The organism is Amphritea sp. GJ51-11, assembly GCF_055808735.1.
In genome coordinates this window covers 789,155-801,598 of record NZ_CM147881.1, presented here as the reverse complement: position 1 = coordinate 801,598, position 12,444 = coordinate 789,155, and the positions used below count along the sequence as shown (strand labels likewise).

Below are 12,444 nucleotides of genomic sequence, written 5' to 3'. Positions count from 1 at the left end.
TGATGAAATTTGCAATATTATTTCGTTTGAAGCCACTCATTGAAATCATAGGACAGAATTCTCATTTAGACTAGCCTTCTGTTACCCAGCCTTAGCGGAACCTCTTTTATGCGACAGTTATTCAATCAATTTTTCCATAGCACCCTGCCCCAGTTGGCACGGGAGATCTATGAGGTCTGCTGGCTACTCTTTAAAATCATGATTCCAGTGTTACTGGTTGTAAAAGCATTAGAAGAGTTCGGCGCTATTCCCTATATCAGCTTGGCATTAGAACCTATTATGCAGCTAGTCGGCTTACCCGACTCAATGGGCCTCGTCTGGACCACCACGCTATTAACCAATATCTACGGCGGTATGCTGATCTTTTTTCAATTAGCCCCGCAGGAACATCTGACTGTCGCCCAAGTCACGGTGCTTAGCAGCATGATGTTGATCGCCCACAGCCTACCGATAGAGCTACGTATCGTGCAAAAGGCTGGTGTAAAAATAATAGTCGCGCTGCTCATCCGTCTGTTATCGGCATTGGCGCTCGGCATGTTACTCCACTACAGCTATCAGTGGGCCGACTGGCTACAGCAGCCAGTGGTCCTCATCTGGCAACAACCCGTCACCGATAACAGCTTATTGAGCTGGGGCCTTAATCAACTTAAGAGCTTTATTATGATCATTGTGATTATCACCGCGCTAATGAGTCTGCTACGCTTTCTGCGCTGGGTGCATATTGAACGCTTGATGATCTGGCTACTGCAACCACTGTTGAAACTACTGGGGATTAGCACCCAAGCCACCTCGTTAACGATTATTGGCGTCACCTTAGGCTTATCTTTCGGAGGCGGACTACTAATAAGAGAAGCCCAGAGTGGACATATCAGCCCCAAAGACTGCTTTTCGGCACTCTGCCTACTCAGCCTGAGTCATAGCATTATCGAAGACACCTTACTGGTTATGACCCTCGGTGCAGACCTATCCGGCGTACTCTGGACACGCCTTGCCTTCAGTTTTGTCTTTCTTGCTATTATGACCCGTTGGCTAAACCGTACCTCAAAGACATTCCAGCATCGCTGGTTACTCAATACGCCCGACAACACCGACATAGGACGTCTCAATGCAAACTGATACGCAAGAGCTAAAAAAAGGCATGTTGTTTGCCCTTTCCGCTTACGGCATGTGGGGGCTGTTTCCCATCTACTTTAAAAGTGTTGCTGAGGTCAGTCCCTTTGAAGTGCTGTGTCACCGGATTATCTGGTCGCTGGTCTTCCTTGGATTATTTATTATGGTATCGGGCCGTTGGCAAACACTGGTCGGCAACCTGCGCCAAAAACGCTTACTGGTCAGCCTTGCCATGTCCGCTATCTTTGTCTCCCTGAACTGGCTGGTGTTTATTTGGGCCGTTGGCCAGGGACGGATTCTGGAAACCTCTCTCGGTTATTTTATCAACCCCTTGATCAGCCTACTGTTAGGCATGATCTTTCTCGGCGAGCGCCTACGTAGAGGACAATGGATCGCTATTCTATTGGCGGTCGCTGGTGTCGGATATCAATTGGTATTACTTGGCAGCCTGCCCTGGGTCGCACTGTTTCTCGCCTGCAGTTTCGGTATCTACGGTTTATTACGTAAACGTATCGTCGTTGACCCATTTTCCGGTCTGTTAATCGAAACCTTACTGATCAGCCCGTTTGCCCTACTCTATCTATTCTGGTTAGAGCAGCACGACCAACTGACGTTTTTAACCCAAGGAATTGATATGGACCTACTACTAATTGCTGCAGGGATTATCACCAGCCTACCGCTGATCTGCTTTGCTGCGGGGGCCCGCCGGCTAACATTAACCCTCAATGGGCTGCTACAGTACACCGCACCAAGCATCACCTTTTTATTAGCGGTACTGGTCTACCATGAACCACTGGATGCTAATCGCCTAGTCACCTTTGCCCTTATCTGGGCCGGCTTAATCTTCTTTACCGCCGAAGGTCTGTGGAAAAACAAACAGAGCGCGTTTTAGCGCGCCCCTATCAGACAAAAAAATACCGGCTTTCGCCGGTATTGCTTACATAAAATCAAACCTTCGCTGATAGCTCAGGGCGCTAACTCTTCATACGGCAGACCCACATATTGCTCAGCAATTACCCGGCGGCCGTTCTCAGAGTTTAGATAGTAATCCAGCTCTGAATCCATAAAGCGTTTAAAGGTTGCCGCATCCATATCACCGGTTTCCATCTGACCGAAGTTATGCAACATATTACTCATCCACCAAGAGAAACGTTCACCGTTCCAAACCCGACGCAGCGCAATCGCCGAATATTGGGTAATACATTCAGGATCATTCTCCTGATAAACCCGCGTCATGATTTTATACAGCGTCGCCACATCAGAAGCCGCTAGGTTAAGTCCTTTCGCCCCTGTCGGAGGCACAATATGCGCAGCATCACCAACTAAAAACAAACGCCCATACTGCATCGGTTCACAAACAAATGATCGCAGCGGCGCAATACTCTTTTCAATACTAGGTCCGGTAACCATATTGTCCGCCACATCTGCTGGCAGACGTTTTTTCAGCTCATCCCAGAATGCATCATCAGACCAGTCTTCAACTTTATCGGTCAGTGGCACTTGCAGATAATAACGGGAGCGGGTTTCGGAACGCATACTCGCCAGCGCAAAACCACGCTCATGTTTACAATAGATCAACTCACTATTACACGGAGGCGTATCACTCAGCAGCCCTAACCAACCGAACGGATAGACGCGTTCATATTCGGTGCGCTTTTCCTCGGGAATGGTCTGGCGAGAAATGCCGTGGAAACCATCACAACCGGCAATATAGTCACACTGTAGTTCATACTGCTCACCGCCATGCTCAAAGGTGATCGAAGGTGTGTCTGAGGTAACATTGTGTGGCTGCACGGCAGAGGCTTCATAATAGGTCGTCAGACCTGCCGCTTCACGGGCGTTCATCAGATCTTGAGTAATCTCGACCTGACCATAACAAACCACGGTTTTACCGCCGGTCAGTCCTTGCAGATCAATATGATGACGCTGGCCATTAGCGGAAATTTCGAAGCCATGGTGGACATCACCACTTTGATCCATGCGTTCAGCAACACCCGCCTCACGCACCAAGTCAGCAAACCCTTGTTCCAGAATACCCGCGCGAATGCGCCCTAAGACATAGTCACCCGTTACCCGTTCTAAAATAATATTACTAATGCCCTGCTTCGCTAACAACTGACCTAGCAATAGCCCTGAAGGGCCCGCACCAATAATTGCAACTTGAGTTTTTATAGTATTCATAATCATCTCTTGTCTTAGCAGCTTTAAACCACAATGCTTCGAATTAATAGAGATCTATACTGCCGGGAACCCGGCGTGCAAAAAATAGACGATTAGATCTATTGATTGTACTTTTTAAACAGTTTACCCCTTAACCCGCACTCTCGATATTCACCAGTGAGCGACACTTCACACTCAAATACCCCGAAAACGAAAAAAGGGACCCTCAATGAGGATCCCAATATCGCAATGACTCAGCTAAGGCTTATTTAAGAATAAAGCCTGATTTAAATTAAGTGTCTTGCTGGCCGTACTCCTTAGCCAACATCGCCTCAATTTTTCTACGCGCCTGCACTGCGGGCACATCCGCAAGTGCGAGCAATTCTTTCTGCACACTCGCCGCCACGTCTAAACGCTCTTCAACCGCATTAATCGCATCGACATCCTGCTGACGAATGGTGATATCAGATTCTTGTTGGAAGCGGTCTAACGCCTCATCACCCTGCCTAAAATTACGTACAGAAAAACCAAAGTAATGGGTGGTTGTTTCTGTTTCGGGAGTGATCGCATGAAGAATCAATAACGCCCCCAACGCCTCAGGCACTGTATCGTGACCCGCCAACTTAGTCACAATCGGCAAACTGGTTTTAATCAATTCTGGACCATAGAAATCACTCAATGAGTCAAAGTCTGCCAGCCCTTCATAGGCCGCCTCAGCACCAAACACCTCGGTGAAGAAGGGGTTCCATGGCGCCTTACCACTGCGCACAATGCGGTAACTTCTTTCACGCTCTTCAGTCTTCAGGGGTATTTTTTTCATCGCTTCGCCACCACCTACATGATGATGCACATACGGCAGATGAGTCAGATCCATTAGGTTGTCAATTAACAGTTGCGAACGACCGTTAAGCAGAAAATAGTTTTCTGAACTGTAATGCCAACCGGGCAGGCCTAGACCAAAGTCTTCGTAAGGGGGAATCAAGTTCGTATCACACTGATCAAGATCGCCCATCCAGATCCAGCAAAGGGGGCCGCGTTCTTCTAATGGATACACCGGTTGGCAAAACTTAGCTTTGACACTGTCCTGGGAGGGAATATCAACACACTCACCCGTATCCGCAAAGGTAAAGCCATGATAACCGCACACAATAGCATCACCTTCAAGCCGTCCTTTTGCTAAAGGATAATAACGGTGAGGGCATAAGCCATACATCGCTACCGGCGTACCATTCTCTTTGCGATACATCACAACCGGTTTATTCAATAAGGTGCGTTCGATAGGTTCGCGTGAAATCTCATTCGAAAACGCCGCTATATACCAACGGTTACGAACAATTGAGCTTTCATATTTGTATGGATACATAATTAAATATTCCCCAATTTATATTTTTATATTTGTTGTGCTTTTTGAGCAGCTCTTGCGATTCAAATAGACTCGTTTTAGCAAACCCAAAAATAGCGCCCATGGGTTAACCCCTGCAGCGCTTAAAGCGTTCTGGTATACATAGACTCAAGTCATAACAGAACGCTCAATAGAGAGCGAACGACTCACTTACCATTCCGTTTTAAATGGGCCGTAAGTTGGCGTACGTCCGTTAGTTTCCTCTTCGACAATGTTATTCCGCTGACGGCCAAGGTAAGTAATAGAACTTTCCATAACATCTCCCGGCTTCAGCCATAAACCACCGAGCGTGGCGGCGTTACCCGGAGGAGACCCCATAATCATCAGATCGCCGGGCAGTAACTTGATCCGCTCAGACGCATGGGACAGCACCTGACTAGGTGAAAAAATCATATCTTCAGCGGGCCAGTCTTGGCGCTTCTCACCGTTAACATTCAACTTAATCTGCATTTTTTGACGATCAACAAACTCTTTCGGCACCGCAAAAGGGCCAAACGGTTTGAAGTTAGGCTGGAATTTACTGATCCAGTCGAAGTTAAACTTAATATCAGCCCGTTTAAATTCATCCACCGTACCAATATCGTTGACCATGACATAAGCCGCGATCAGGTTTTCTGCGTCCTCAGGCCTAACATAACGCTCGCTTTTTCCAACGATGATACCAAGTTCTAACTCCCAATCCGGTTGATCGCCAACGAGTGGTAAAGGAACATCATCATTCGCGCCACATAAAGCTGAATGCATACCCACAAAAAAGAAAGGTGTGCCTTCACGACCGCGACGATCGACCTCTTCATAGTTGCGTTTGAAAAACGCTTCATCGTCTTCGCCTGGCAAGCGCTTATCTTGGTTAAACTTGTTGAACGTCATCATCTCAGCAACATGCTGACGATAGTTCGATGCGGCACATAGCATATTAGGATGAGCCAGCACCGGCAAGATAATCAGATCTTGAAACGATTGTGCGGGACGATCTTGCTTTTCGGCTAATGATTTAGCCCATTCAAGAGCACGATCCCAATCATTAAAGATCGCATGGGTATCCACATAACGATCCGACAGATTTAACACATTGCCACCGGGCAACACTAAACCTGGAAACGGGAGTTCACCTTCGCCCCGTGCTTGATAAGTACCAATACCAAAAGTCCCCTCGACGAGGCCGGTAATCGGGTCAATATTCTCTGGCTCTACTGCAGGCTGTACCTGGTATGCCGTAAATTCTTTTGAGCTCATAAACTGTATTCCTCTACTCAATGCTGTTTACTGTGTGCGAACATGGCGATCAGCTAAAGTAGCGATCTGGTGGCTCTGAACTCCACACATCCATTTCGACATCAGCAATATTGTGTACGCGTGAACCATCACTGGCTTTCATCCGGTCGGTATCTGAGAAAGTTTCAAAACGGTTACGATCCGGGTCACGCCATACATCAAAAATATGACTACCATGGGGGTGACGTCCGACGCCCCACACCAATTCGTAGTCTTTCGATTCTAAGAAGCGGTGCGTCATAAATTGCGCTTCGAAATCTTGTGCTTCGAAACTAATATGATGGCAGGCGCTTTCACCTGTTTGACTCTGCATCAAGGCAATAACATGGTGGTCGACCAACTCTTCACCACGGTCAAGACGCAAGAAGCCAACGATCTGGGCATGCGGCTGACCCGGGATGTGATAAACATCACTCGGAATAAGCCCTAACACCTTTTGATACCAAGGGAGGCTTTCTCCAAAACTTGGCACAAACAATCCCACATGGCCTAAACGAAATAGTTTTGCCGGCCCCATCGGACGCTTAGGTTCAAAACGGCCTTCGCGCGCGTATTCCTGTGGCGAGTTCATAATAAGCGAGGCATACGCGGGCTCTGCTGCGACAGATTCAATGCCATGGACCAAATCAATCTCGAAACCATTTGGATCCATCAAGGTCACCGCCACACCACCGCCGGGAGTCGTCAATTGACGAATGGGCGAAGCGCCATGTTCATCAATCGCATGACGCAGATCACTTTCACTTTCAACCTCAAACGCGAGGCCAATAAAACGGGGTTCGTCGGCCTTTTCGGCGACATAAGCAAAGGCGTCACCGCCGCCTGTGCGCATCACTAAACGCTGCTCGGTTCGCTCAACGGTCAATAGACCAAAATCTTGCGCAAACGCTTCAGTTTGAGCAAGGTCCTGCACCTGAAATCTCACATGATGAGGGCTTTTAAGACGCATATAAGGGTTACTCCTTTTTTATTTTATTTTTGAACCGGTCAGCAGCACACCACAAATCACTTACTCATCGAAACCGCGACTCGACTAAAGGTTGGATCAATATAGGCGCCTAACCTATCAGCGTCCAATATAATAAAAACCATCAAGCTATTCGTATTACTTATAGGTTAAGTTATCAGTACTCACTATAGGTGCCCCCCAAATAACTCAGGTTCGCAATGTTAATCCCAATAGATCCGCCGCATTTAGCCCCATAATTTTGGCTTTATCCCCATCACAAAGATGCTGATGGAACTCAACTGGGTTTGGTTCAGCCATATCAAAAGGATAATCGCTACCGAGGCATAAACGATCAGCCCCTTGAGTACGCACTAAAGAATCGAGTTGATCCTTATCGAACACCAGAGTGTCGAACCATAGCTTACGCAGATAACTCGATGGCAGGTGCTGACAATGTTCGCTGCAATCGGCCCGTGCACGCCAGCCATGATCCATACGTCCCCAGTAGCCCGGAATATAACCGCCACCGTGCGCAACACAGATTTTCAAACCGGGATAGCGATCCAACACACCGCCAAAAATCAGATGACCCACAGCCAACGTGGATTCCAACGGGTTACCAATCAGATTATTAAAATAGTATTCCGTCATACGGTTAGCTTGGGTGAAACCTAACGGATGAATAAAGAGTAGAACACCCAACGCCTCGGCGGCAGCAAAGAAAGGACGAAACTCTTCGCTGTGTAAATCTTTACCATTGACGTTTGAGCTTATCTCAATGCCCCGTAGATTCAGTTCACGCACACAGCGTTTCATCTCGGCAATCGCCATCGGCACGTTTTGTAATGGCACAGTCCCCATACCCACAAAACGATCGGGATTCGCCTCCACCGCTTGTGCAATGCCATCATTAACCAGTTTAGCGGCGTGCAAACCGATGTCAGCATCCGTGAAATAAAAATATTGGCCCGGATTCGGAGACATCGCTTGGACATCAATGCCCAACCGATCCATATCCTTAATACGTTGCTCTACACCATTGAGTGTCGCACCGATTGTGCCAAATTGAGCACGGTTAACCTCTAAGGTTTTAGCACATGAAAATTCATTAATTCCCGGCGGTGGTCCCGGGTAATTAACCTGCACAATGCCATCCGCAGCGGGCACATTTAAATGACAATGGATATCCACCACCAAGTGTTTGCCTTTACGCTCAACCGGAATTAAATTTTGATCTGCACAACTAACAACACTCATGAATTAAAACCCCATTAACTATTATTTTTATAATGACGAAGGTACACACAAAGAAAATCAGTTGCAGAAACCGTTATGCGACTTCGCGGTGCTAAACGCACACATAGATATAAAGACTGATGGTCTAATTTCCCATCTAACACATATAAGCGTCCAATCATAATTAACCTTGCAAGCTATAAGTGCCGCTGATAGATTAGCCCAATGCGATTTGACGGATTAGATTTAAACCTACTGGTTGCCCTTGAGGCACTGATTGAGGAGCGACACGTTTCGGCGGCGGCGCGACGCATTCACTTGAGCCAACCGGCGGTGACCGGGGCTCTTAAGCGACTGCGGGAATACTTTAATGATGAGCTACTCGTGCAACGTGGTCGCCGCATGTTTCTGACGCCTAAAGCCGAGGCACTAGCGGAACCGGTACACCGAGCACTGCTGCAAATCAGGGGCGAAATCACCCGGGCTGGCAGTTTTGATCCGGCCACCACCGCACGTCACTTCGTGATATCCGCCTCGGATTACGCCTACACTATCCTGCTCGGCAATGTAGTGGCTAAAGCGGCAACCCTAGCCCCTAAAGTGACCTTCGAGATCGTCCCCCCAAGCGAACAAACCATTAACCGCTTTGATCGCGCCGAAATAGATCTACTGCTAACCGTCGATACATTGGCACTGTCGAATCATACCTTTACAGAACTTTGGCGGGATGATGAGGTGATCATCAGTTGGGATGAAGCCGGTTTTGAAGAGATAGATGTGGATACTTTTTTCGCCTGTGGTCACGCCATTGCCGCGTTTGGCCCGGAGCGGCGCCCCTCGATTGCAGACCATTATATTAACAGAAACGGCTGGAAACGCCGCGTAGAAGTGCAACTACCTGAATTTGGTGCACTCTGTCAGGCGATCATCGGTACCAAGCGACTGGCGACAATGCATCGCCGCTATGCTCTGCATTTCGCCAAGTTATATCCCATCAAACTACACCCAACCTGGACCCCCTTCCCGGAGATTGTCGAGGGGATCCAGTGGCATAACGTCAGGGACTCTGACCCCGGGTTGCAATGGTTAGCAGGCCTATTGCAAACCAGCAGCCAAGAGCTAGATAAAAAGTCATAAACAACGGTTGATATTCAGCCCGACGTCAACTTAAGCCGAACAGTTAAAACAACCTCTGCCCTTATCTAGCATCACCTAACGCTCATGACTCAGAAAAACAGCAGAGGTATTGAGCAGTGCCTCTACGTGAGATAACACTGCTTTAAGATGACGCCGACTCAAGGCTCAATCAGTGCATTTTGAGAGATCGACATAAACGGCTCGAACAGGTAACTAACAACCGTGCGTGTACCCACCAATATCGATACCTGAACACGTACTCCGGGAATCAAGCGAAACGATTGCACGCCACGAATAAACTCATAGGAATCAGGCTTCACTCTGACCTTATAAAATGGCATGCCATCATTATCCATCATGCGATCAGCACTCACCGAAACCACCTTACCCGTGATAGGCCGGAACCCTCGGGCCGTGCCTGACATCAATTCCATCCGTACCCGATGACCGACTCTGACCAAACCAACATCCCCCACCGGCAAACGGGTTTCAATCACTAAAGGATCATCCACCGGCACTAGATTCATCAAGGTACCACCAGGCTTCACAATCACTCCAGGCCCCAAGACATTAAGATTTAATACCACTCCATCGGAGGGCGCCATAACAATCAGCCGATCCTGAGTATCGGTTAGCTTCAAGCGCTGATCTTTCAGCTCCTCAAGCTCCATATTCGTTTCTGAGAACTCCGTTTCTAACGCTTCAGTCTCTGTTGACCTAAAAGACTCTAATTCAGACTTTGCTCCGGCTATCGAGGCCTCTGCACTTTGTTTGGTCGAACGGATCTCAGCCACTGCACCGGTCACCGTTCGCTCCTCTTTCAATAAGTTTAATTGCTCATACTTAGTGACCAAACCATCTTTGAGCAGTGCATTATTAATACTCACCTGCTCTCTGAGTAAGCGTAACTTCTGATTAAGATGCAACTCCCTCGATTTTAACTCTCGCAATTCTGCCTGCCGCTGTTCAATCAAGCGGGACAAACGATCCTCTGTGGAGTGATAGCGATCGAACGCGGCGGTCAAAATCTGATTAGCATTATTGACCTGTTGAGCATCCTGTTGCGAATAGCCTTTTGGTACGGGGAAAGATTGTTCACCGGCAAGCTGCGCCCGAATTCTCATCATTCGAATTTCGAGTGAGCGTATACGTTTCTCGACGACCCCTAGGTCGGCTTCGGATGCAACACGTTTTAGCTCCACCAGCGGCTGCCCCTTCACGACTCGCTGCCCTTCAGACACCAGAATCGCGTGAACAATACCACCTTCGAAGTGTTGTATCGGTTTAGTCAGTGTCGATGGCACCACCTCACCCACGGAGCGACTGGCCATATCGAGGGTAAAAAAGGAGACCCACAATGCCAAAGCAAACAGCAGGATACTTAGCCCCCAGATATGCACCCGGCTGGAAAACAAGCTGGTGATATCATCGGGATCATGTGCCGGTGCAAAGTACGATTTTAACCTACCGATTAATTGATTATTTGCCATCAGTCTTCAGCCGCCTCATGGTTTATTTGCGCGGCATGAACAACCGTTGGCTGCGGCTTGCTATCAAGATCGATCATAAAGTTTGCTGCCTTGATAATAAAAGGCTCATTCGTCATCACAATAACGGTTTTTCCCCCCTTCACTAATCGATTAAGAATATTGGCAACCGCTATACAGCCTTGGCTATCCAAAGCTTCCGTCGGATCATCAAAGATGACAATTTGGCCATCGACCAATAGCGCCCGCGCTAAGGTAATACGCCGCCTAACCCCCATAGAAAGGGAAGCTCCGTTCGCATAAAGCGGCATCAGAAGTCCCTCTTTACTGTTCTGTAAAAAAGCCCCCAAACCCACTTCTTGCATAACCTCAACTAACCGATCATCAGCAATATCCGCCCCCATTGAGAGATTTTCTCGCAATGAGCCATCCAAAAACGCTGGCTCCTGGGGGAAATAACTTAACTGCTGGCTCCACCACTCCTGAGAGGCCTGCCTTAAATCCATATCATCAATTTTAATTCGCCCTCTGGCAGGCTCAAGCAGCCCACTCAATAAGCGAGCAAAGGTGGTTTTACCCGCACCATTGCTGCCTTTAAACACCAAAACAGTGCCTGGTGGTTGTTTAAAATCGAGAGATTCAAACAGCGGTACAGGCTGCCCTGCATAAGCAAAGGCAAGGTCTTCAAAGGTAATATCCCCTTTCACATGCGTCAGACTCATGCCCTGCTCATTCTGCCGTGGCAAGCGCGCAAGCTGGCCAAGAAGTTCGAGAGAACGCAGTCCTCTTTTTACCGGTTCAACCAGTTGCATCACGCGGTTCAACTGGCCAATCGCCCGAGAGCCGAGAATACTGGCGCCAATTAATGAGCCCACATCAAGGTTACCCGCCAGCACTTCCCGAGAACCTAAACCGAAAATAACAATACTGCCAAGTGCCGCACTGATAATACCAATGGTACCGATATGCCCCTGCAAGCCAGCCACCATTCCTCGGAAGCGTGTTACATCTTGGACATTTTCATCCCACTTAGTGCTAATCAACGCCTGAGTTGGAAAAGCCCGCGTCAGTTCAGAACTCGAACACAGCCCATTCTGTAACCGTCCCCAAGAGACAACAGATTTAATCAGCCCCTTAGACGGATCGTCGATGGCGTTATAAAGCAACCATGTCAGTGCGGCAATCAATAGTGTTAATAGCAACACACCGAGCCCCACAACAGGGCTCAGCAAAAAGACAAACAGCACGAAAATCAATCCGAACGGACCATCAACCACTGATAACAGGTTTTGCGGTCCGAATGACATCTGCACCGTATTCAGCCCACTCAATGCCTCTCGCCGCGCCTCTGCGGGTAAGTTTTCAAACGACATATAACGGCTGGTCGTAATCGCATGCATAGCCGCGTGCGCCATTTGCTTATCAGACTTTCGACAGAGCCACTTCACCACATTATGTCGTGCGCCACGGAGAAAGACCTCAAGCCCGATAGCGATAAGTGCACCCAATGTCAGCGTAATCAGTGTTTCATCAATCCCCAATGCTAAATATCGATTCAGCACCTGAATGCTATATAACGATGACACTAGACCCAACATATTGATGATCAGTGACACAACGAGTACTTCGATAGCGAGGCGTCTCTCCTGAGTGAGACGCCGGTAGAACTCCTTCATTTAATCTCCCAA

At 48.2% G+C, this 12,444-nt stretch carries 10 protein-coding genes; 3 read left to right on the top strand and 7 right to left on the bottom strand.

All coding sequences use genetic code 11. From position 1 onward, the window contains the following. The first annotated feature begins 108 nt into the window (after positions 1-108). Positions 109-1,116, top strand: coding sequence for a hypothetical protein (locus AC0L4K_RS03400; protein WP_473268205.1), 1,008 nt, complete (start codon positions 109-111; stop codon positions 1,114-1,116). Then, positions 1,106-2,002 (top strand): EamA family transporter RarD, encoded by an 897-nt coding sequence (gene rarD, locus AC0L4K_RS03395; protein ID WP_417227736.1) that lies wholly within the window; start codon positions 1,106-1,108, stop codon positions 2,000-2,002. The genes AC0L4K_RS03400 and rarD overlap by 11 nt, the downstream gene beginning before the upstream one ends. Positions 2,003-2,076: 74 nt before the next feature. On the opposite strand, the gene pobA is transcribed toward rarD, so the two are convergent. The 5 genes from pobA to AC0L4K_RS03370 form a co-directional block, all read right to left on the bottom strand. Continuing rightward, positions 2,077-3,282: a 4-hydroxybenzoate 3-monooxygenase gene (gene pobA / locus AC0L4K_RS03390; protein WP_417227784.1), complete on the bottom strand. Its 1,206-nt coding sequence runs from the start codon at positions 3,280-3,282 to the stop codon at positions 2,077-2,079. A 280-nt stretch (positions 3,283-3,562) separates the two neighbouring features. Next, positions 3,563-4,633, bottom strand: coding sequence for a Rieske 2Fe-2S domain-containing protein (locus tag AC0L4K_RS03385; protein ID WP_417227735.1), 1,071 nt, complete (start codon positions 4,631-4,633; stop codon positions 3,563-3,565). Between the two features lie 189 nt (positions 4,634-4,822). Beyond that, a complete protein-coding gene (locus AC0L4K_RS03380; protein WP_417227734.1) occupies positions 4,823-5,908 on the bottom strand; it encodes a fumarylacetoacetate hydrolase family protein in 1,086 nt (361 codons plus the stop codon). A gap of 49 nt (positions 5,909-5,957) precedes the next feature. Further along, on the bottom strand, positions 5,958-6,896 hold the full coding sequence (locus AC0L4K_RS03375; protein ID WP_417227733.1) for a VOC family protein: 939 nt from the start codon (positions 6,894-6,896) through the stop codon (positions 5,958-5,960). 207 nt (positions 6,897-7,103) lie between these two features. Beyond that, positions 7,104-8,153, bottom strand: a complete 1,050-nt coding sequence (locus AC0L4K_RS03370) for an amidohydrolase family protein (RefSeq protein ID WP_473268204.1) — start codon at positions 8,151-8,153, stop codon at positions 7,104-7,106. Positions 8,154-8,357: 204 nt separating this feature from the next. On the opposite strand from AC0L4K_RS03370, the gene AC0L4K_RS03365 reads away from it, so the two are divergent. Continuing rightward, the gene (locus tag AC0L4K_RS03365) at positions 8,358-9,269 is read left to right on the top strand and encodes a LysR family transcriptional regulator (RefSeq protein ID WP_473268203.1); all 912 of its coding nucleotides are present in this window, start codon (positions 8,358-8,360) and stop codon (positions 9,267-9,269) included. A 158-nt stretch (positions 9,270-9,427) separates the two neighbouring features. Here the strand turns inward: AC0L4K_RS03365 and AC0L4K_RS03360 are convergent, their stop codons facing one another. Further along, positions 9,428-10,759, bottom strand: a complete 1,332-nt coding sequence (locus tag AC0L4K_RS03360) for an HlyD family type I secretion periplasmic adaptor subunit (protein WP_417227730.1) — start codon at positions 10,757-10,759, stop codon at positions 9,428-9,430. Beyond that, a complete protein-coding gene (locus tag AC0L4K_RS03355; RefSeq protein WP_473268202.1) occupies positions 10,759-12,432 on the bottom strand; it encodes an ATP-binding cassette domain-containing protein in 1,674 nt (557 codons plus the stop codon). The genes AC0L4K_RS03360 and AC0L4K_RS03355 overlap by 1 nt, the downstream gene beginning before the upstream one ends. Positions 12,433-12,444: the final 12 nt, after the last annotated feature.

Bases quoted from the DNA above. Each gene is read 5' to 3' on its own strand.
- AC0L4K_RS03400 (WP_473268205.1), top strand. From the start codon at position 109: ATGCGACAGTTATTCAATCAATTTTTCCATAGCACCCTGCCCCAGTTG.
- AC0L4K_RS03380 (WP_417227734.1), bottom strand. From the start codon at position 5,908: ATGAGCTCAAAAGAATTTACGGCATACCAGGTACAGCCTGCAGTAGAG.
- AC0L4K_RS03365 (WP_473268203.1), top strand. From the start codon at position 8,358: ATGCGATTTGACGGATTAGATTTAAACCTACTGGTTGCCCTTGAGGCA.
- AC0L4K_RS03355 (WP_473268202.1), bottom strand. From the start codon at position 12,432: ATGAAGGAGTTCTACCGGCGTCTCACTCAGGAGAGACGCCTCGCTATC.
- rarD (WP_417227736.1), top strand. From the start codon at position 1,106: ATGCAAACTGATACGCAAGAGCTAAAAAAAGGCATGTTGTTTGCCCTT.
- AC0L4K_RS03385 (WP_417227735.1), bottom strand. From the start codon at position 4,633: ATGTATCCATACAAATATGAAAGCTCAATTGTTCGTAACCGTTGGTAT.
- AC0L4K_RS03375 (WP_417227733.1), bottom strand. From the start codon at position 6,896: ATGCGTCTTAAAAGCCCTCATCATGTGAGATTTCAGGTGCAGGACCTT.
- AC0L4K_RS03360 (WP_417227730.1), bottom strand. From the start codon at position 10,759: ATGGCAAATAATCAATTAATCGGTAGGTTAAAATCGTACTTTGCACCG.
- AC0L4K_RS03370 (WP_473268204.1), bottom strand. From the start codon at position 8,153: ATGAGTGTTGTTAGTTGTGCAGATCAAAATTTAATTCCGGTTGAGCGT.